This is a genomic window from Ramlibacter alkalitolerans, from assembly GCF_016722765.1.
In the GTDB taxonomy this organism is placed as follows: Bacteria; Pseudomonadota; Gammaproteobacteria; order Burkholderiales; family Burkholderiaceae_C; genus Ramlibacter; species Ramlibacter alkalitolerans.
On the sequence record NZ_JAEQND010000004.1, the window covers coordinates 290,999 to 311,141 of the forward strand.

The 20,143-nt window shown below is 71.0% G+C and carries 18 protein-coding genes; 3 read left to right on the plus strand and 15 right to left on the minus strand.

Annotated features, from left to right (window positions below; translation table 11 throughout):
- Window positions 1-101: 101 nt before the first annotated feature.
- The 8 genes from JI746_RS08845 to JI746_RS08880 all read right to left on the minus strand — a co-directional run bounded on the left by JI746_RS08845 (window position 102) and on the right by JI746_RS08880 (window position 8,641).
- Entirely contained in the window at window positions 102-1,073 is a 972-nt protein-coding gene (locus JI746_RS08845) for a Bug family tripartite tricarboxylate transporter substrate binding protein (protein ID WP_201688605.1), read from the minus strand.
- Window positions 1,074-1,101: 28 nt separating this feature from the next.
- Window positions 1,102-1,989, minus strand: a complete 888-nt coding sequence (locus JI746_RS08850) for an isocitrate lyase/PEP mutase family protein (RefSeq protein ID WP_201688606.1) — start codon at window positions 1,987-1,989, stop codon at window positions 1,102-1,104.
- On the minus strand, window positions 1,986-2,483 hold the full coding sequence (locus JI746_RS08855) for a LeuD/DmdB family oxidoreductase small subunit (protein WP_201688607.1): 498 nt from the start codon (window positions 2,481-2,483) through the stop codon (window positions 1,986-1,988). The genes JI746_RS08850 and JI746_RS08855 overlap by 4 nt, the downstream gene beginning before the upstream one ends.
- Window positions 2,480-3,772, minus strand: a complete 1,293-nt coding sequence (locus JI746_RS08860) for a 3-isopropylmalate dehydratase large subunit (protein WP_201688608.1) — start codon at window positions 3,770-3,772, stop codon at window positions 2,480-2,482. The genes JI746_RS08855 and JI746_RS08860 overlap by 4 nt, the downstream gene beginning before the upstream one ends.
- A 16-nt stretch (window positions 3,773-3,788) precedes the next feature.
- Window positions 3,789-4,580 (minus strand): GntR family transcriptional regulator, encoded by a 792-nt coding sequence (locus JI746_RS08865; protein ID WP_201688609.1) that lies wholly within the window; start codon window positions 4,578-4,580, stop codon window positions 3,789-3,791.
- A 637-nt stretch (window positions 4,581-5,217) separates the two neighbouring features.
- A complete protein-coding gene (locus tag JI746_RS08870; protein WP_330892971.1) occupies window positions 5,218-5,802 on the minus strand; it encodes a GAF domain-containing protein in 585 nt (194 codons plus the stop codon).
- 2 nt (window positions 5,803-5,804) lie between these two features.
- Window positions 5,805-6,770 carry a Bug family tripartite tricarboxylate transporter substrate binding protein gene (locus JI746_RS08875; protein WP_201688610.1) on the minus strand — a complete coding sequence of 322 codons (966 nt, stop codon included), beginning with the start codon at window positions 6,768-6,770 and terminating at the stop codon, window positions 5,805-5,807.
- Between the two features lie 35 nt (window positions 6,771-6,805).
- Window positions 6,806-8,641: a gamma-glutamyltransferase family protein gene (locus tag JI746_RS08880; protein WP_201688612.1), complete on the minus strand. Its 1,836-nt coding sequence runs from the start codon at window positions 8,639-8,641 to the stop codon at window positions 6,806-6,808.
- Between the two features lie 91 nt (window positions 8,642-8,732).
- On the opposite strand from JI746_RS08880, the gene JI746_RS08885 reads away from it, so the two are divergent.
- Window positions 8,733-9,671: a LysR family transcriptional regulator gene (locus JI746_RS08885; RefSeq protein WP_201688614.1), complete on the plus strand. Its 939-nt coding sequence runs from the start codon at window positions 8,733-8,735 to the stop codon at window positions 9,669-9,671.
- A 46-nt stretch (window positions 9,672-9,717) separates the two neighbouring features.
- On the opposite strand, the gene JI746_RS08890 is transcribed toward JI746_RS08885, so the two are convergent.
- The 6 genes from JI746_RS08890 to JI746_RS08915 form a co-directional block, all read right to left on the minus strand.
- On the minus strand, window positions 9,718-10,200 hold the full coding sequence (locus JI746_RS08890; RefSeq protein ID WP_201688616.1) for a hypothetical protein: 483 nt from the start codon (window positions 10,198-10,200) through the stop codon (window positions 9,718-9,720).
- A gap of 108 nt (window positions 10,201-10,308) precedes the next feature.
- Window positions 10,309-11,478: an acyl-CoA dehydrogenase family protein gene (locus tag JI746_RS08895; protein ID WP_201688617.1), complete on the minus strand. Its 1,170-nt coding sequence runs from the start codon at window positions 11,476-11,478 to the stop codon at window positions 10,309-10,311.
- Window positions 11,475-14,240 carry an Hsp70 family protein gene (locus tag JI746_RS08900; RefSeq protein ID WP_201688618.1) on the minus strand — a complete coding sequence of 922 codons (2,766 nt, stop codon included), beginning with the start codon at window positions 14,238-14,240 and terminating at the stop codon, window positions 11,475-11,477. Before JI746_RS08900 ends, JI746_RS08895 begins: the two co-directional genes overlap by 4 nt.
- A gap of 26 nt (window positions 14,241-14,266) precedes the next feature.
- Window positions 14,267-16,156: an Hsp70 family protein gene (locus tag JI746_RS08905; protein WP_330892972.1), complete on the minus strand. Its 1,890-nt coding sequence runs from the start codon at window positions 16,154-16,156 to the stop codon at window positions 14,267-14,269.
- A complete protein-coding gene (locus JI746_RS08910; protein ID WP_201688619.1) occupies window positions 16,153-16,743 on the minus strand; it encodes a DUF2760 domain-containing protein in 591 nt (196 codons plus the stop codon). Before JI746_RS08910 ends, JI746_RS08905 begins: the two co-directional genes overlap by 4 nt.
- Before the next feature lie 126 nt (window positions 16,744-16,869).
- Window positions 16,870-17,094: a hypothetical protein gene (locus JI746_RS08915; protein WP_201688620.1), complete on the minus strand. Its 225-nt coding sequence runs from the start codon at window positions 17,092-17,094 to the stop codon at window positions 16,870-16,872.
- 151 nt (window positions 17,095-17,245) lie between these two features.
- On the opposite strand from JI746_RS08915, the gene JI746_RS08920 reads away from it, so the two are divergent.
- Window positions 17,246-17,569 (plus strand): PepSY domain-containing protein, encoded by a 324-nt coding sequence (locus JI746_RS08920; protein WP_236599676.1) that lies wholly within the window; start codon window positions 17,246-17,248, stop codon window positions 17,567-17,569.
- Window positions 17,570-17,620: 51 nt separating this feature from the next.
- Here the strand turns inward: JI746_RS08920 and JI746_RS08925 are convergent, their stop codons facing one another.
- Window positions 17,621-18,115: a MarR family winged helix-turn-helix transcriptional regulator gene (locus tag JI746_RS08925; protein WP_201688621.1), complete on the minus strand. Its 495-nt coding sequence runs from the start codon at window positions 18,113-18,115 to the stop codon at window positions 17,621-17,623.
- 95 nt (window positions 18,116-18,210) lie between these two features.
- On the opposite strand from JI746_RS08925, the gene JI746_RS08930 reads away from it, so the two are divergent.
- Complete coding sequence (locus JI746_RS08930; protein ID WP_201688623.1) at window positions 18,211-20,109, plus strand: FAD-binding monooxygenase; 1,899 nt, start codon at window positions 18,211-18,213, stop codon at window positions 20,107-20,109.
- The last annotated feature ends 34 nt before the right edge of the window (window positions 20,110-20,143 follow it).

Below are 20,143 nucleotides of genomic sequence, written 5' to 3' on the forward strand. Positions count from 1 at the left end.
CCTCCTCCGGGATCCTGCCGAGCATTATGACCGCGCTACCTTGCTGCGATGGCGCCAGGTCGCGCGGGGCTGGCTCCAGCCTCGGCGTGATCCCGCAGCCCTTACTCGGGCTTGATGCCGAACGCCTTGGTCTGCGAGGCCCAGTGCTTCAGGTCCGCCGCCAGGAAGGTCCCGAACTGCTCCGGCGTGCCGAGCTCCGGAGTGCTGCCGTCGGCCTCCAGGCGGGCCTTCACGCGGGGTTGCTGCATCGCCTTGTTCACCGCGGCGTTGAGCGCGCGCGTCACGTCGGCGGGCAGCTTGGCCGGGCCGAGCACACCGAACCAGCCGTAGTTGGTCGTGTACTTCGGGATCTGCTCGGTGATCGGCGGTGCGTCGGGGAAGGCGGCGATGCGCTTCGTGCCGGCAACGGCCAGGGCGCGCAGCTTGCCGGACTGGATCAGCGGACGGGCACCGTTCACCGGCGCGAACATCAGGTCCACGTGGCCGGCCAGCACGTCCGCCAGCGCGGGGCTGGTGCCCTTGAACGGGATCTGCGTGACCTTCACGCCGCTGGCGAGCTCGAACTCGTAGGTGTCCATGTGCAGCGAGGAGCCGGTGCCGCCGATCGCGAACGTGAGGCCCTGCTTTTCCTTGCGGCCCTGGGCCAGCACGTCGGCCAGGCTCTGGAAAGGCGCGTCGGTGCGGGTGACCAGCACGCTCGAGACCTGGGCCAGCAGCGCAATGGGCGTGAAGTCGGCGACCGGATCGTAGGGCAGCTTCTTGAACAGCGACGCGTTCATCGTGTGGCTGGTGAAGGACACCAGCAGCGTGTGCCCGTCGGCCGGCGCGCGGGCGACTTCCTGCGCGGCGATGTTGCCGCCGGCGCCCGGCTTGTTCTCCACGATCACCGGCTGGCCCAGCGTCTTCGTCATGTCCTCGGCGATCTCGCGCGCCAGCGTGTCGGTGGTGCCGCCGGCCGAGGCGCCGACCAGCAGGCGGATCGTCTTCGACGGGAAGCCGGCCGCGTGGGCAGCGGCGGTGGCCAGGACCAGCATGGCGGCGACGGCCGTGCGGCGCGTGGGGAATCGATTCACTTCGTGTACTCCTTGCAGGTTCTCGGTGTCATTCGGACTGCGCCGCGGCGTCGTAGCGCGCCGCTTCGCGCAGCAGTTCGGGGGTGCCGATCAGGGCATTGAGCTGGTCGAAATCCAGCATGCGTTCGCGCTCGGGCGCGGTCGTCTCGTGCTGCCTGAGGCTGCCGTAGTAGCGCGCCAGCGTGTGCGCCACGGCCCGCGCCGTGCCGCCGGGGAAGATGACGATGCGAAAGCCCAGGCGACCCAGTTCATGCGCCGGCGTGACCGGCGTCTTGCCGCCTTCGACCATGTTGGCCAGCAGAGGGATGCGGGCGGCGAAGCGCTCGCAGGCGGCGCCCATCTGCTCCGGCGTGCGCAGCGCCTCGATGAACAGCGCATCCACGCCGGCAGCGAGGTAGGCCTCGGCGCGCTCCATCGCGGCCTCGAAGCCCTCCACCGCGATGGCGTCGGTGCGCGCCAGGACCAGCGTGTCGGCCGAGTGGCGCGCGTCCAGCGCCGCGCGCAGCTTGCCCACCATCTCGGCGCGCGGAATCACGCCCTTGCCATCGAGGTGCCCGCAGCGCTTGGGAAAGGTCTGGTCCTCCAGCTGGATCATCGCGGCGCCGGCACGCTCGAAGGCGCGGACCGTCCGCTGCGTGTTCAGCGCATTGCCGAAGCCGGTGTCGGCATCGACGATCACCGGCAGCGCGACGCGCTCGGTGATGCGCGCCAGCGTATCGGCGACTTCGGTGGCGGTCGTCAGGCCGACGTCCGAGCGGCCGAGGCGCGTGTAGGCGATCGAGGCGCCGGAGAGGTACAGCGCCTCGAAGCCGGCCTGCTCGGCGACCAGCGCCGTGAGCGCGTCGTAGACGCCGGGCGCGAGCACGGCCGGGGCGGACTGCAGGCGCTGCCTGAGATTCGTTCGGTTCTGGGTCATGGGGTGGCCTGGAGCTTGCGGCGCAACTGGTTCAGGAGGCCGCCGGCTTCGACCATGTCGAGCAGGAAGCCGGGAATGGGATCGCAGGCGAGCCGTCGCCCGTCGGCGGTCACGACCTGCATCGCCTGCAGGTCGAGCGCAACACACTCGCCCTCGCGCAGCACTTCGGCCTCGCGGCACGTGAGCAGCAGCAGGCCGAGGTTGAAGGCGTTGCGGAAGAACAGGCCGCTGAACGAGGGCGCGATCACCGCGCGCACGCCGAGCCGCACGAGCGCCGCGGCGGCCTGCTCGCGCGAGGAACCGATGCCGAAGTTGGGGCCGGCCGCAAGCACGTCGCCGGCCTGCACGTTGGCCGCGAACTCGGGGCGCACGCCTTCCAGGCAATGCGGCGCGATGCCGTCGATACCGAGCTTCATGTAGGCGCCCGGCGCGAGCTGGTCGGTGTCGATGTCGGCGCCGAAGCGCCAGACGCGGTGCGTCGCGGGTGCGGTCATGCGAGCACCTCGCGCGGATCGGCGATGCGGCCGCGCAGGGCCGAGGCGGCGACGGTGTACGGCGAGGCGAGGTAGACCTGCGCGCTCGCCGAACCCATGCGGCCCTTGAAATTGCGCGCCGTGGTCGCGATGACCGTCGCCCCGTCCGGGATGCTGCCGCCGTAGCCGGAGCAGGCGCCGCAGGAGGTGGGCAGCAGTTCGGCGCCCGCTTCGCGCAGGGCGCCGAGCACGCCTTCGGCTTCGGCGGCCTGCTGGTCCTGCAGGCTGGCCGGGGCGACCATCAGGCGCGTGCCGGCGGCGACGTGCTGGCCGCGCAGCACGGTTGCGGCCGCGCGCAGGTCGTCGAGCTTGGCGCCCGTGCAGGCGCCGATGTAGGCGACCTGCACCGGCGTGTCGCCGTACTCGCCGACGGCGTGGGTGTTGGCCGGGCTGTGCGGCGCCGCCACCTGGGGCGCGAGGGCCGCGGCGTCGAACGAGAAGGTGCGGGCGACGCTTTCGTCCACGTCCGCATCCGTATGCCAGCCGTCGATCTCGATCGCCTCGGCCGGCACGCCGGCGGCCAGCAGCCACTCGCGCGTGACCGCGTCAGGCGCGATCAGGCCGGCCTGCGCGCCCATCTCGGCACTCATGTTCGACAGCGTCATGCGTTCCTGCATCGAAAGCGCCTGCACGGCGGGCCCGCAGAATTCGACCGCCTGGTAGTCGGCGCCGTTCATGCCGAAGCGGCCCGTCAGGTGCAGGACCATGTCCTTGGCGGAGACGCCGGCGCCGAGCCGGCCGTCCCACCACATGCGCAGCGTGAGCGGCACCCGCACCCAGATCTCGCCCGTGACGACCACGCCGAGCATTTCCGTCGCGCCGATGCCGAACATGTAGGCACCGAAGGCGCCGCCGGTGGGCGAGTGCGAATCGCCCCCAACGCAGAACATGCCGGGGCGCACGTGCCCCTTCTGCGGCAGCACCACGTGGCAGATGCCGATGGAATCGTAGACATGCGGCAGTTGCTGCTCGCGCGCCCAGTCGCGCGCGATGCGCACGATGCGGCGCGAATCCTCGTCGCGCTCGGGCACGTAGTGGTCCATCACCAGCACCACCCGCTCCTTGTCCCAGATCTTCGCGCCCAGCTCGTCGAGCATGGGCTGCAGGCGGCGCGGCCCGGACGAATCGTGGAACATCGCGAGGTCCACGCGGCAGTTCACGATCTCGCCCGGTGCCACGTGCGGGCGGCCGCTGGCGCGGGCGATGAGTTTTTGCGCCAGCGTCTGCGGCGGGGGCGGCGGGGAATGCATGGATGCCTTTCTTCGCTCAGGACAGGATTTCGTTGGCCACGATGCGCGCCTCGATGCCGCCGACCTCGGACAGCTCCATCCGGTATTCGTAGCGGTCCGGACGGTACAGGCCATGCAGCAGCTGCACGGGCCGGTCGTCGACGTCGTGCACCAGGCGGCGCACCCACAGCAGGGCCGCGCCGACCGGCACCTGGAGTTCGGCCGCCACCTTGATGTCGGCCTGGCGCGCCGAGATGCTCTGCACGGCGCGGCCGGGCTGCACGCCGCCGGCCTGGAGCAGCTCCAGGATCGGCTTGCTCGCGAGCTCGGCGCGGCCGAAACCGCGCACCAGGAACTCGGGCACGTAGGTCGTGATGTACGACAGCGGGCCGGCGGCGGTGCTGCGGCGGCGCACCGCCTTGCGCACCTTGTCGCCCTCGGGCAGCTGCAGCGCCGCGGCGAGTTCGGCCGTTGCAGGCATGGCGCGCCACTCGATCACCTTCACGGTGGTGCCGCGGCTGACGCTCACGATGTTGGCCAGCAGGCCTTGCAGCGGCTCGGCGGCCGGTGACACGGCGGCGGCACCGCGCGCTCCTGGGGCCCGCGGCGCGGGGCGCGAGCGGCGGCCGTTCTCGCGCACGATGCGGCCTTCCTGCGCGAGCTGCTCCAGCGCGCGGCGCACGGTGACGCGGCCGACCCCGAAGTCGCGGGCCAGCTCCATCTCGCCGGGCAGGCCGTCGCCATGGCGGCCATCCTGCAATTGCTCGAGCAGCACCAGGTACACCTGGTGGTACTTGGAGATCGGCAGGGTGTGGGCTCGCTCGCGCATGGCTGTCCTAATTATAGGACAGGTCCGGGCGCGAAGCTCGCGCGGGAGCGGGTACCGGCAGCCGGTGGCCTCCGGACCGGACCAGGACGGGTCCCTGTCCGTCTCTGCGACTGTCCCCCGGCGCGGATGAGAACCGTTGCCCGAGTTGGCGACACGCCCGCGCCTCCTCCTTGATGTCGCCGAGCCGGACAGGGACCCGTCCTGGTCCTGCGGCGTGCGGGTGGGAGACGGCTGCCCCCTGCGACGCTCGCAGGAGCCGCACTGTTCCGCGTCGCGGCAGGCGCTGCGCGGTGTGGGCCCGCAATCAGGAGCAATCACCTGAAAGGATGCTGCCGGCGGCGGAGCGGGCTACGCAGCGAAGCGATGCGAGCCCGCGTACGTTTCTGGCCATCGCACCACTTGTTTGAGTCTGAAGTCGGACCGCGAGCGGTTCGACTTCGGACGAGTTGTGGTGCGCGACGCCGCCGGCAGCGTCCTTTCAGGGCAGTCGGCGCGCGAAGCCGCCGACCGATGCTCCGCGGGCCCGCACCGCGCAGCGCCTGCCGCGACGGACCCCGCACTACGAAGCGGGCGCAGGGTTTCCAAACCTGCGTCCCGAAAGAGGCGAAGAGCCAGAGAATGCCTCAGGCGCGCCGGCTCACGCATCGGGCTCGGGGGTTCCGAGAGCCGTTGCAAGCTGCAGGATGAAAGGCCGCGCCACCAACGCGAGCAGGCGCACCGCAGCGATCTCGTGCGCCTGCCACTGCGGGCGGGTTCCCAGCACGTTGAAGGTCGCGCGCGTCCGGCCGCCGCTCAGCACGGGCGCGTTGATCACACTGCGCAGGCCGAGGGAGGTGATCAGCGCGACGTCGTCGAACGCGGCCGCGAGGGCGGCCTCGCCCTCGCCGACGAAGAGCTCGCCGTGCACCAGCAACTGCTCGGTCCATGGCGTGCGCAGCTTGCGCTTGCGCCCGCCGACGGGATAGGCCTGCGGGTCCGACGTCCAGGCCCGCAGCAGATGGAGTTCACCCGGCGGGTCCTGCGGCCGCGTCGCATCCACGTTCACCGTGAGCAGACCGGGCCCCAGCAAGGCGCGCCGGGCGGCGTCGATGTGGGCCAGCGCTGCAGCCGGATCCTCGCAGCGGTGCAGCGCGTCGCACAGCCGCTGGCTCTGTGCGAGCAGCACGGCGGCATCGGCGACGCCGTTCCCGGCGCCGGGCAGCGCGGCGCTCTCGATCGCCACTTTCAGTCCAGCTTGATCGCCAGGTCCCGGATGACCTTGCCGTAGCGCTCGGTGTCGGACTTGAGCTGCGCTGCCAGCTGCTCCGGGGTGCTGATCACGAGGTCGACGCCGATCGCATCCATGCGCGCGCGCATCTCCGGCAGCGCCAGCGCCTTGTTGATCTCGGCGTTCAGGTGCTGCACCAGTTCGCGCGGCATGCCGACGGGTCCGAACACGGCATACCAGACGCTCATCTCGTAGCCAGGGAGCACCTCGGCCACCGTGGGCGTGTCGGGCAGCAGCTTGGAACGCTTCGGTTCGGTCACCGCCAGCAGCTTCAGCTTGCCCGCCTTCACGTGCGGCAGCGTCTGCGTGCCGGCGGAGAACAGCACCTGCGTCTCGTTGGCCACCGTGGCCAGCACCGCCGGCGAGCCGCCCTTGTACGGCACGTGCAGCATCTGGATGCCGGCGGCCTTGTTGAACATCTCGGCGCTCAGGTGGTTGGTGGAGCCGGCGCCTGCGGAGGCATAGGCGAGCTTGCCCGGGTTGGCCTTGGCGTAGGCGATGAACTCGCGCAGGTTCTTCGCAGGCACCGACGGGTTGACGACCATCGTGTTGATCACGTTGGCCACCAGCGCGATGGGCGTGAAATCGTCGGAGCCCCGGAACGGCATGCTGGCCATCAGCGCGGGATTCATCGCGTGGGTGCTCATCGAGCCGATCAGCAGCGTGTAGCCGTCCGGCTTGGCCTTCGCCACCGCGGCGGAGCCGATGTTGCCGGATGCGCCGGCGCGGTTGTCGACCACCACCGGCTGGCCCATGGACTTCGTGAGCTGCTCGCCGATCGCGCGGGCCAGGATGTCGGTGGACCCGCCCGGCGCCCAGGGGACGATCAGCGTGATGGGGCGCTCCGGGTAGGCCGCGAGCGCCGCGTGGGCGACGAAGGCGAGAGCGAGGCCCAGCAGCGCGCGGCGGAAGTTGTTGAACATGGAGGTTTCCTTTGTTGCGAGTCGGAAAGGGAAATTCAGCGCCCCACCGCATAGCCCTGCATGCCGCGCGGATTGGCGGCGGCACGCAGCACGGTGCGGCCGCGGGTGTCGGTGCTGCGAGCGGCGGCGCACATGCGGCTTTCGGACCAGGGCTCGCCGACGTTCACCTGGTGACCCAGCGCCCGCAGGCGCTCGATCTCGGGTGCATCGAAGCGGGATTCGAGCTGCAGCGTGTTCAGTACCGTGCTCCGCGGCCAGAAGGAACTGGGCGCATGCTTGACGTGCCAGGCCGGGGCATCGATCGCCTCCTGCAGGTTCATGCCATGCACCGCGTGGCGCAGGAAGAACGCCACGGACCACTGGTCCTGCTGGTCGCCGCCGGGGGTGCCGAAGGCCAGGTAAGGTTCGCCGTCGCGCAGGGCAAGCGTCGGCGACAGCGTCGTGCAGGGCGCGACCCGCGGCGTGACCGTGTTCGGGAGGCCCTCGTCCATCCAGGTCATCTGCAGGCGCGTGCTGATGCCGAAGCCCAGGGCCGGGATCGCCGGACTCGACGAGAGCCAGCCGCCCGAGGGCGTCGCCGCGACCATGTTGCCCTGGCGGTCGACCACGTCGACGTGGCAGGTGTCGCCGACGAAGATCTCGCGCTCCGCCCATTCCGAGGGCGGCGGCAGCGTGGCGAAGGTCGGTTCACCGACGCCGAAACGGATCTCCGCGTTCTGCAGCGTGCGGGCCGCGACTCCGAGGTCCGGCATGCGCGGCGCGACGTCCAGCGGTTGCCCGGGCCGCAGCACCTGCGAGGCGCGGTGCGGATCGATCAGCGCCCAGCGCGCCCGCAGGTAATCGTCGGACAGCAGGGCCTGCTGCAGGCGCTCCTGCGCGCCCGGCGCGGTGCCGTACCAGGCCAGGCGATCCGCCAGCGCCAGCTTCGCCGCCTCGCTCACCAGGTGCACGAAGTCCGCCGTGCCGGGGCCATGCGCGGCCAGGTCGGCCTGGCGCAGCACGCCAAGCTGCTGCAGGAACATCGGGCCCTGGCTCCAGAAGCCGCACTTGGCCACCGTGTAGCGGCCGAAGTCGGCGGTCACCGGGGCGTCGGCCTGCAGTCGCCACTCCGCCAGGTCCTCGTAGCGCAGCAGGCCGGTGTGCCGCTCGCCGCTGGTGTCGTACACCGCCTCGCTGCGGTAGTAGCGGTCGATCTCGCGCGCAACGAAACCCTGCTGCCAGCCACGGATCGCGGCATCGATCACCCCGGTGCGCGTGCTGGCCTCCCCCTGCGCGGTCTGCAGGATGCGCTCGTAGGTGGCCGCCAGGGCCGGCAGCGTGTGCAGCGAGCCCGGCATCGGAACCTTGCCGCCGGGCAGCCAGACCGCGGCCGACGAATGCCAGTGCTGCGCGAACAGCTCGCGCACCGCGAGAATGGCCTGCGACAGGCGCGGCAGCACCGGGAAACCATCGCGGGCGTAGCCGATCGCAGGCGCGAGCACATCGGCCAGTTCCCAGCTGCCGTGGTCGCGCAGCATCACGAGCCAGGTGGTGAACGCCGCCGGCACCACGGCCGGGAGCAGGCCGATGCCCGGAACCTGCTCGAAGCCGAGGGACCGAAAAGCCGCGACGCTCGCCTCCTGCGGCGCAGGCCCCTGCCCTCGCAGCGCGTGCATGCGGCGCTGGCGCTCGTCCCACAGGAGGATCGGCACCTCGCCGCCGGGCCCGTTCAGGTGCGGCTCGACGACCTGCAGCACGAAGCCGGCGGCGACCGCGGCATCGAAGGCGTTGCCACCGCGCTCGAGGACGCCCATCGCCGTCTGCGACGCCAGCCAATGCGTGGAGGAAGCGACGCCGAAGGTGCCGGTGATTTCAGGACGGGTCGTGAACATCGCCCGCAGTGTAGGCCGCTGGAATAGCCCAGACAGCATATCTTTCGATGGCACGATGCAGTGGCTGCTATGGCACGGCTAGCATGCGGGCATGTCCACGCCGACCCTGCAACGCCTCTCCTCGCGACTGAAGCTGCGCCACTTCGTGCTGCTGGCGGAGCTCGACCGCGAGCGCTCCATCAGCCGTACCGCGCAGCAGCTGAACCTGGCGCAGCCGACCGTCACCCGGGCGCTGGCGGAGATCGAGGACATCTTCATGACGCCGCTGTTCGTCCGCGGTCGACGCGGCCTGGAGGCCACGGCCGCCGGCGAGCTCGTGCTGGCACGCGCACGCAACGCCCTGCTCGATGCGTCCGCGCTGGAGCAGGACCTCGCATCGCTCACCGCCGGCTTCCAGGGCGTGCTGCGCATCGGCGTCATCCCCTATCTGTCGAACAGGACCCATGACGCCCTCTGGCGGCACCTGCTGCCGTTACGCCCCGCGCTCGGCTTCGTCGTCGAGGAAGCCACCTCGGACCGCCTGCTGGAAGCCGTCACGAGCCGGCGGCTCGATTGCGCGATCTGCCGGTTCACCTCCGCGCGTGCGGACAGCGGCCTCGTGCAGCAGCACCTGTATCCCCAGGAGCCCAGGCTGGTGGTTTCGCGGGCCGCGGCCAGGCGGCTGGCACGGCGCGGCATCGACTGGGGTGCGTTCAGCTCGCTGAAGTGGATCCTCCCGCCGCAGCACTCGCCGATCCGCGACATGGTCCATGCGATCTTCGCTTCGGCCGGACAGCAGGTACCGGCGCCCGTGCTCGAGGCCTACGCGCAGAAGACGGTCGGTTCGGTGCTGCGCCAGCTGCCCGACGCCATCACCATCCTGCCCGACGACATCGCCTTGGAGGTGGCCGAGGCCAGCGGCGCCAGTGTCCTGCCGCAACGGCTGCAGTGGAATCTCCCGCCGGTGGGCATGGTGCGGCGCGCCGACCTCAGCAACGCGCAACGGGTCGACGGTATCGCGCAGGCCCTGCGCGGCGGGTCGGCTGCATGACCTGCCCGTCCGGCCGGCGCTGGCAAGGCCGACGCCCGAAGATTTCTCAGGCCTGCTGCGACACCAGCCGCGGCAGCCCGCCGGCCTCGACCAGGCCCTCGAGCACGTGCCGGGCAGCCGCAACCAGGGCGGGATATCGGTCCGGCGCGGGATACGTGCACCCGTGCACCACCAGGTGTCGGTAGTGGTCCGCCAGTTCGAACAACTGCCAGGTTTCCTCGCCGTAGCGGTCCTGCGGCGAGCCGGCCTCATAGAGCCGAAGGGCCTCTTCCACGAGCTCCAGCGGAGCCTTCAGCGCGACCTGCCGATAACGAAAGTGCGCGCTGGACGCCGGCCGGCCGGGCGCGTGGACGATGAGGGAGCGCGCCAGGGCCTCCACCGCAGAGACGGCCGTTACCAGCCGGGTCGGCCCGATCTCGCCTTCTGCCCGGGCCAGGCGCTGGCGGATGACGCCCAGCCGGGCGGCCGGCCTGGAGCTCGCGTTCGCGCCTCGCAGTTGCTCCAGTTCTTCGCGTAGCTCATCAAACATGTGAGCAAGTGTAGGTCAGGCATTCCCGCCGGACACCGCGGCGCCCCCGCCATCCGGCCTCCGTGTCGCGGCGCAGAGACAGGTCGGGCGCGCCGGGTGTGTGACGGGTCAGAAGCTCCGGGGCAGGCCGAGCACGTGCTCGGCGACGTAGGAGTAGATCAGGTTGGTCGAGATCGGTGCCACCTGGTACAGGCGGGTCTCCCGGAACTTGCGCTCGACGTCGTATTCGTGGGCGAAGCCGAAGCCGCCGTGCGTCTGCAGGCAGGTGTTGGCGGCTTCCCAGGACGCCTTGGCCGCCAGGTACTTGGCCATGTTCGCCTCGGCGCCGCAGGGCCGGTGCGCGTCGAACAGGGCGCAGGCCTTGAAGCGCATCAGGTTGGCCGCCTCCGTTTCGATGTAGGCGTCGGCGATGGGGAAGGCCACGCCCTGGTTCTGCCCGATCGGCCGGTTGAACACCACGCGCTCGCTGGCGTACTTGCGGGCCTTGTCCACGAACCAGTAGGCGTCGCCGATGCACTCGGCGGCGATCAGCGTGCGCTCGGCGTTCAGGCCGTCCAGGATGTACCTGAAGCCCTGGCCCTCGGTGCCGACCAGGTTCTCGGCCGGGATCTCGAGGTTGTCGAAGAACACCTCGTTGGTCTCGTGGTTCACCATGTTCATGATGGGCCGCACCGTCATGCCGTTGCCGATCGCCTGGTGCAGGTCCACGATGAAGACGCTCATGCCCTCGCTCTTCTTCTTCACTTCGGCGGCGGGCGTGGTGCGGGCCAGCAGGATCATCAGGTCCGAGTGCTGGATGCGCGAGATCCAGACCTTCTGGCCGTTGACGACGTAGCGGTCGCCCTTCTTCACCGCCGTCGTCTTCAGGTTGGTGGTGTCGGTGCCGGTGGTCGGTTCGGTGACCGCCATGGCTTGCAGCCGCAGCTGGCCGCTGGCAATTCCCGGCAGGTACTTCTGCTTCTGTTCGGGCGAGCCGTGCCGCAGCACCGTGTTCATGTTGTACATCTGCCCGTGCAGCGCGCCCGAGTTGCCCCCGGAGAAATTGATCTCCTCCATGATCACCGAGGCTTCGGCCAGGCCGAGGCCGGAGCCGCCGAACTCGGTCGGGATCAGGGCGGCCATCCATCCCGCTTCGGTCAGGGCATCGACGAAGGCTTCGGGATAGCCGCGATCGGCATCGACCTTCTGCCAGTAGGCGGAGTCGTAGCGGCCGCACAGGTCGCGCAGCGCTTCGCGCATCTCCTGGTGTTCGTCCGGGTTCGGGATCTGCGTCTTCATGGTGTTTCCTGTTCCGCTTCTCGATCGATCAATTTCAATCCCAGGGGCAGCGCTTCGCCGAACACGCCCTGCTGGCCTGCATCATCCAGCGGCACGACTTCGCGCACCCGCGCGATCCATGCCGGCGGCGCCCGCAGGGCAGTGAGGCGGTCCACCACCTGCTCGCGCAGGTCCGCAGGCAGGTCGCGCACGCGGTCACCGCTCAGGCGGGCGAGATTCGCCGCCGCGGCCGCCGCACCATCGACCTGCTTCCAGTCCAGCGCGAGCAGGACCTCCAGCCACGCTGCGGCGGCGTCGGCGGGCACGACGCGGTGCGCACTGCCGTGAAAGGGCAGGCGCGCGCCGATGCGGCCGATGCTCCAGAGCGTCCACGGACTGCGCGCTTTCGGGTTGGCGCGCTGCAGTTGGCCGACCAGCCAGTCGCCGACCTCGACCTTGTGCTCGCTCGGGATGCGTTCAAGCGTGGCGCACATGCGCACCATGTCATCCCAGCCGCCCTTGACCGGTCGCTGCATCTGGCGCAGGTCGGCCGGATCGATCTCGTTGCCGCGCAGGTTGATCGCGAAGTCCTCGAGCAGCCGCTGCTGCGCCGCCTCGTCCAGGCCACCGGCGACCCGGCGCCACAAGGTCCACCACTCGGCGCAGACCTGGGCGTCGCGGCCCTGGTGCACGCCCTGCCCGTACAGCGGCCACAGGCGCTCGATGCGCCACGCGTCCAGCGGGTCGCCGAAGCCGGGTCGCAGGCACCAGCCGGTCAGGCTCAGCCAGACCCGCTCGTGATCGGCGGAGCGGCGCCGCCCGCGGGCGCGCTGCAGCAGCGCGTCGAACAGCGCGCGCAGCAGCCCCAGGCTCCATTGCTCGCGCTGCCCGAACAGCGCTTCCAGCTGGCTGCGCAACTGCTTCACCGCCTTCGGGTCGGCCAGCCGGTCGCGCGAACCGAACACGCGCTCGATTAGGGCGACCGCTTCGGCAAAGCGCGGCGGCAGGCCCTGCGCCGGCGCCGCCGTGCCCTCCCCGCGCAACTGGAATTCGAGTCGCCAGCGCTGGCCCGGATCCTCGTCGGCGATGCAATAGAGGGCGAGCGTCCCGACCCCGGTCAGCGTCGACGCCAGGTGGACCGGGATCTCCTGCGAGCCCCTGCCGCCCGGCGTGCGCAGCACGGTGGCCACTGGCGGCAGCGGCTGGGCGTCGAGCTCGCCCAGGTCCACCTGCGCCCCGGCCGCCACCGTGCCTGCGGTCGTGGCGACGAGATCGAAGCGCACCGGCTCGCCACTCTTGAGCGCAAAGCTGCGCCCGGCCAGCGGCACCTCGTGCCCCTCTTCGCTGCCGCGGGGCAGCACGCAGATGCCGCGCGGCGCATCGCCGGCCGTGCTTTCGACGCGCAGGAAGTAGTTGCGGGCCGCGCCCGCGGCGATCTTCGGCGCCAGCCCGCGGCGTGCCAGCGCATAGGCGACGGCACCGCGCGCCACCGCGATGTCCGGATCGGCGTTGTGCAGCGGCTTCAAGGCAGCGCCGCGCCAGTCCGCCAGCGTCTCGTGCAAGCGCATCGCAATCGCATGGGCGCGGAATACGCCGCCATTGAGCAGCACCGCATCGGGCCAGGTCGCTCCCCGGTGCTGCTGGAGGAAGGCGGCCAGGTGCCGCGTCACCGCAGCATCGCTCGCATAGGGCAAGCCGAAGGCCACCAGCCCGCTGCCGGTGCGCGCCCGACGGGGCAGTTCATCGGCGGCAACGCGCGGGAAGAATCCGTCGATCACGATGCGCTCGGCTTCCTCCCGCTGCAGGTCCACCGTGCGCGCCCCGCCGACCAGGCGCGAGCCGGCGCCGAGCAGCGTCACCGCGACGCTCTGCGCCGCATCGCGCGCCAGCAGCCGCTCCTTGGCGGCACGGCAACGCTCGATCAGCTGCGACAGCGCGCCCGGTGCCAGCCGTTGCCCGCCGGCGGCAGCCGCCAGCTTGCCCTCGGCACGGTGCGCGAGCGCGAGGTCCATGTTGTCGCCACCGAGCATGAGGTGGCTGCCGACGGCGACGCGTTCCAGCCGCGGCTCGCTGCCGCGCATTTCGACGCGCACGAGACTCAGGTCCGTCGTTCCGCCCCCGACGTCGCACACCAGCACGAGGCCCGTGCCTGCCAGCTCCGAGGAGAGCGAGCGGCGATGGCGAAAGAGCCAGTCGTAGAGCGCCGCCTGCGGCTCCTCGAGCAGCCGCAGCGTCGGCAGGCCGGCCTCCCGCGCGGCCTCCAGCGTCAGCGCGCGGGCGACGTCGTCGAAGGAAGCCGGCACCGTGAGCACGATCTCCTGCTCCTCGAGCGGGGCCTGTGGCCTGCGCCAGTTCCATGCGGCCCGCACGTGGGCCAGCACGCTCGCACTGGCTGCCACCGGCGAGATCCTGGCCACATCGTCCGGAGCGCCCCAGGGCAGGATGGGCGCGAGCCGATCGACGGCGGCGTGCGACAGCCAGCTCTTGGCGCTCGTGACCAGGCGGCCGGGCACCTGCGCGCCGAGTTCGCGGGCCAGGCTGCCGACCACCCTCCCCTCCGGGCCCGGCCCCCAGGGCAGCACCAGGTCGGCTGCGGGAATTTCATTCGCCGCGGGGTGGTAGAGCACCGACGGCAGGAGGGGACGCGCAGCGACCTCCCCGAGGGCGACCAGCTGCTCGATCGCCAGGACCTCGATGGCGTCGTCCGCGACGGCCCCGGACGGCGCCCAGGCGACGACGGTGTGCGTGGTGCCGAGGTCGATGCCGACGATGTAGGGCGCCATCGCGACGCTCGTCTTGGCGGCCGGGTTCAGCCGCCGCTCTCGCCTGCGCGCGGCTCGCCCCGCACGTCGAACTCGACCTTCCAGCGTTCGTCGCCGCTGCGCGGCACCGCTTCGAGCTCCAGCGTCCCGGCCCCGGTGACACGCGCGTGCAGCCGCACCGGCACCATCTCGCCGGGGGTGCGGCCTTGCGGAGCCAGCGTCGCGGAGATGGCGTCGATCTCCCGCAACTCCTCGGGCCCCCAGCCCTCCAGCACGGTGCCGACGGCGTCGTGGCGCCGCACCGAAGACGCGAAGAAGCGGAAGTGCACCGGCTCGCCGACGATGACGCCGACCTCCAGCGAGGGCAGCGCAGCTTCGGTGCCCTCTTCCATGCCGAAGGGCGCGATGCACAGCGCCTGCAACGGCGGCTCGATGCCCGGCACCGCCGGCATCGACGACTCCACGCCGACGTAGTACGCGAACGCCGTGCCGCCGCGGATGCGCACGCCGCGGCCGCGCCGCACGTAGCCGTAGTACGCCGCACCACGGGCGACGGCGAGATCCAGGTCGGCACCGGCCAGCAGGCGCACCGGCGCACTGCCCTCGGAGCGCAGCCACTGGTCGAGGGTGCCGGCCACGCGCCCGGCCAGCAGTTCCGACTTGAACACCCCGCCGTTGAACAGCAGTGCGGTCGGATGGATGAAGCTGGCACCCGGCGCGCGGCGATCCGCGAAGCCCTCCAGTTCGGCCACGGCACCGAGCTGGCGCCCGAGGAAGGCGGCCAGGTGGCGCGTCACCGCGGCATCCTGTGCGTAAGGCAGGCCCAGCTGCGCGAGGGCTGCGCGCACGCGCGTCACCGGGCGGGCCGAAGCTTCCACCGCGGGGAAGAAACCTTCGAGGATGGTGGCGGCGACCTCCTCGCGCGTGAGCTCGGTCCGGATCGAGCCGCCGATCAGTCTGCTGCCGCGGCTCGGCACGATGATGGGCACCGAGGCCGTCTGCGCATCGGCCAGGAGCTTTTCCTTGGCGCCACGGCATCCATGGGTCAGGGCACGCAGCTGCCAGGCGTCGAGCGTGGTGCCGGCCGCCGAGAGCTTGCGCGCGACCCCGTGCGCAAGCGCCAGGTCCATGTTGTCGCCACCGAGCAGGATGTGCTCGCCGACGGCGACCCGGTGCAGCTCCAGGCTGCCTTCGCGCTCCAGCACCGCGATGAGGGAGAAGTCGCTGGTGCCGCCGCCGACGTCGACCACGAGGATGACGTCGCCGGGCCGCGCCTGCTGCCGCCAGGAGCCGCCTGCCGTCTGGATCCAGCTGTAGAGGGCGGCCTGCGGCTCTTCGAGCAGCGTCGGTGCCGGATAGCCCGCGGCCCTGGCCGCTTCCAGCGTGAGCTCGCGCGCGGCCGGATCGAAGGAGGCCGGGATCGTCACGGTCACGTCCTGCTCGGCGAACGGCGCCTCAGGGTGCGCCTGGTCCCAGGCCGCACGCAGGTGCTCGAGATAGCGCCGGGACGCTTCCAGGGGCGACACGCGCTCCAGTTCGGGCGGCGCATCCGGCGGCAGGATGGCGCCGCGCCGGTCGACGCCGGGATGGCTCAGCCAGCTCTTGGCGCTGGACACCAGGCGGATGGGCGTCGTCGCGCCGCGGCTGCGGGCCAGCTCGCCGACCACCCCGCCGCCTTCGCTGGGCCATGGCAGGGCGAGCTCGCCGGCCGGCAATTCGTCGGCATGCGGGAGATAGAGGAACGAAGGCAGCAAGGGCTGCGCTTCGACCGTGCCCGGCGCAGTGAGTTGCGGCACCGGCAGCACGCCGTGCACGGTGGCGTCCCCGTCGCTGGCGGCGATGTCGATGAAGGACAGCGCACTGTGCGTGGTGCCGAGGTCGATCCCGATGGAATAGCGCGGCCCTGGTGCGGCGCCTTCGCGGGGCGGCACGCTCACAGTTCCACCTCCGCGGCGGCGAGCACGCGGGTGTCATGCCCTTCGGCGACTTGCGGCAGCCGGACCTCGGCCACGCGCCAGCCGCGATGGCGCAGGCTGCCGTTGAACGGCGGCTGGCCGACGACATTGCCGGTGAGGCGCACGGCCGCGGCGTCGAAACCCGCCGCCAATGCGACGCGGCTGCCCTCGGGCTCCTCGCGCACCGGCACGATCTGGAAGTGCTCGCGCAGCACCTTGGCGCAGCCCTCGTGCACCAGGCGCGCCGCGGCGCCGACCTGCGCGTCGCTGTAGTCGGCCAGGTTCTCGCCGGCGAAATCGATCAGGCGCGCGTCCCGCTGCAGCAGCGACAGGAGTTGCAGCGCGGAGTCGGGGCTGGCCTGTTTCAGGGTCGTCGCCGGGGCTGCAGGGGTCGCCGGGGCTGGCGGGGCCACTGGCGCGGCCGTGGCGCCAGCCGGCTCATCGAGCAGGCGGGCCGCCGTGCCGGGGTCGCCGAGCACGGCGGAGAAGGCGCGGAAGGCGAGGCCGATCCGCGCGAAGAACGAGGGCGGCTTGCTGGAAGAAGAGGGAGTGTCGTTGGACGTGGCCATGATGTGCTCCATGCCGGACGCGGAGACGGCACCGGCGGATGGCTCGGCCGTGCGTGGCATTTGCCGCGCCGATCATGCCACCGCGGTCTGCCGTCGGGTGGCTGCCACGGCCGGCGGCGACGGCGTCTAGCCCGTGGGCGTCTTGAACTTCGCGATCGCCGCCTTGGCGTCGTCGATGGCGCTCAGTTCGAGCTTCTTGCTGCCCCACTTCGGCTTGCCGAGGTACTCGGTGACCGAGGTGACGCGCTTGATGACCCTGCCGCCGGCCTTGATCGTGTAGTTCCCGAACCGGTCGCTCTCGATCTCGTAACTCGTTTCTGGCCAGGATTCGCTGACGTAGGTGATCCGCATCCCCGGATTGTCTCTTGCCGGGCGTCGTGCCGGATGCAGCGGCCCGTCCAGCAGGTCGAGGCACGCTGGCTGGCGCGGTTTCCGGGTTTCGTTCCTGCATCGTTCATGAAGGAACTCCTATGCTGGTCCCAACATCTTCCAAGGAGCCCCCATGCCGAACTTTGCCCTTTCCCGCAGGAACTCCGTGGGTGGCTCCATCGCTTCCGTGGAGGCCACGCCCATGCTGACCCGACACCGTGCGATGGCTTCAGCCGCCTTGCTGCTGTGCCTGAGCTTGCTGCTGCCGCCGGCCTGGGCCGCGGTGAGCCGCGAGGAAGCGGCTTCCATCGCCCAGCGCATCGCGCCCGGCCGCGTGCTGGACGTGGAGCGCGGCCTGCACGTGGACAACCGCATCGTCTGGCGCATCAAGGTGCTCACCTCGGCCGGCGAAGTGCGCGTCGTCGTGCTGGATGCGGAAACGGGGCGGGCACGGTAGCGGGGGAAGGTCCGTAGGCCCGGCAAGGCCCCGCCCCCCGGGCCGGCAGCGTCAGGCCCCGGGCTCCGTCCGGCTCAGGTTCTCGTGGTGGCCGATCACGCGTTGCATCATGTGCATGAAGCTCTCTCGTTCCTCGGCCGCCAGCGGCTCCAGGATGCGCTCCTGCGTGCGTTCCATGGCGGGCGTGAGTTCCGCGAGGAGCGCCTCGCCGTCGGTGGTCAGTCGCAGTCGCCGCACACGGCGGTCTTCCGCCGCGAAACTGCGCGCGAGCAGGCCGCGCGCCTCCAGCCGGTCGACCACGCCGCCGACCGTGGACGTATCGAAGCTCACCGCGCCTGCCAGCGTGCGCTGGTCGATCCCGGGCCGGTCCATCAGCGTCTGAAGCACCGCGTATTGCACCGGCGTGACACCGGAGCTTGCCGCCTCCTGCATGAAGATGGCGACGGCCACCTGCTGGAGGCGCCGGATGCAATGACCGGGCACCTCGTGCAGCTCCAGCGCCCCTGTCGTTGCTGGGGGAGTCGTCCGGGTCGCGCGCTTGATCATGGTTTACCCTCGGTCTGGTCGCTCCATTCTCTCACTACACTAATCATCAGTGTGCTGACGATCAGCATGCACAACGTGCAACCGAGGTAGTGAACATGCAATTCCATCTGCAGGGCTTCGTGCCCGGTGATCCCGAACTGGCGCAGGCTTCGCCGCAGGCTCTCCCGCACGCCGACGCCGTGCCCGCCGAGGTCGACGTGCTGATCGTGGGCTGCGGCCCGGCCGGACTCACGCTCGCCGCGCAGCTCGCCGCCTTCCCGGACATCCGCACCTGCATCGTCGAACAGAAGGACGGCCCGCTCGAACTGGGCCAGGCCGACGGCATCGCCTGCCGCACGATGGAGATGTTCGAGGCCTTCAACTTCAGCGAGCGGGTGCTCAAGGAGGCCTGCTGGATCAACGAGGTCACCTTCTGGAAACCGGACGCGGAGCGGCCGCAGGCCATCGTCCGCCACGGGCGGGTCCAGGACACGGAGGACGGACTCTCGGAGTTCCCGCACGTCGTGCTGAACCAGGCGCGCGTGCACGACTTCTACCTGGACTTGATGCGCAAGTCGCCGTCGCGGCTCGCGCCGCACTACGCGCGCCGGCTCGTCGACCTGACCGTCGATCCTGCGGCGGCCGACTTCCCCGTGACCGTGCGGCTGGAACGCACGGATGCGGCGCACGCCGGACAGGTCGAAGCCCTGAGGGCGCGCTACGTGGTCGGCTGCGACGGGGCCCGCAGCGCCGTGCGCAAGTCGATCGGCCGGCAACTGGTGGGCGACTCCGCCAACCAGGCCTGGGGCGTGATGGACGTCCTGGCCGTGACCGACTTCCCGGACATCCGCTTCAAGTCGGCGGTGCAATCCGCGCACGGCAACCTGCTCGTGATCCCGCGCGAAGGCGGCTACCTGGTGCGCCTGTATGTCGAGATGGACAAGCTGGGCGACGAGGAGCGCGTGGCCGACCGCGGCATCACGCTGGACAAGCTCATCGCCGCCGCGCAGCGCATCCTGCACCCCTACACGCTCGAAGTGAAGGACGTGCCCTGGTGGTCGGTCTACGAGATCGGCCAGCGCATCTGCGACAAGTACGACGATGTGCCCGCCGACGCCGTGGGTTCGCGCCAGCCGCGCGTGTTCATCGCGGGGGACGCCTGCCACACGCACAGCCCCAAGGCGGGCCAGGGCATGAACTTCTCCATGCAGGACACCTTCAACCTGGGGTGGAAGCTGGCGGCAGTGCTGCGGGGCCAGTGCACCCCGGCGCTGCTGGACACGTATTCGGCCGAACGCCAGGTCGTGGCGCAGGAGCTGATCGACTTCGACCGCGCGTGGGCGAAGATGTTCAGCGACCGCGCCCGGGAAGGCGGCGGCGAAGGCGTGGACCCGAAGGAGTTCCAGCGCTATTTCGAGCGGCACGGGCGCTTCACCGCCGGGATGGGAACGCACTACCGCCCGTCCCTGATCTGCGGCGCAGCCACGCACCAGCAACTGGCCACCGGCTTCGTCGTGGGAACGCGATTCCATTCGGCCCCGGTGGTGCGCGTCACCGATGCGAAGCCGGTGCAACTGGGGCACGCCGGCAAGGCCGATGGCCGCTGGCGGCTGTACGCCTTCGCCGGCAGGGACGCCACGGGCTTGCGCGAACTGTGCCGCTTCCTCGAAGAGTCGCCCGAGTCACCGGTGCGCAGGTCCACGCGCGCCGGCCAGGATCCGGACGCCGTGTTCGACTTGCGCGCCGTGTTCCAGCAGCCGCACCAGGAGATCGACATCGCCGCCCTGCCGGCGCTGCTGCTGCCGCGCAAGGGCCGCCATGGGCTGCGCGACTACGAAAAGGTGTTCAGCCCCGACCTGAAGAACCGCCAGGACATCTTCGACCTGCGCGGCGTCGACCGCACGCAGGGCGCCCTGGTGGTGGTCCGCCCGGACCAGTACATCGCCCACGTCCTCCCGCTCGACGCGCACGGCGCCCTGGCCGACTTCTTCGCCGGGTTCATGCTGGCGCGCTGAGCCGAGCCGCGGCTCGTCCGCGCCCTGCCCAACC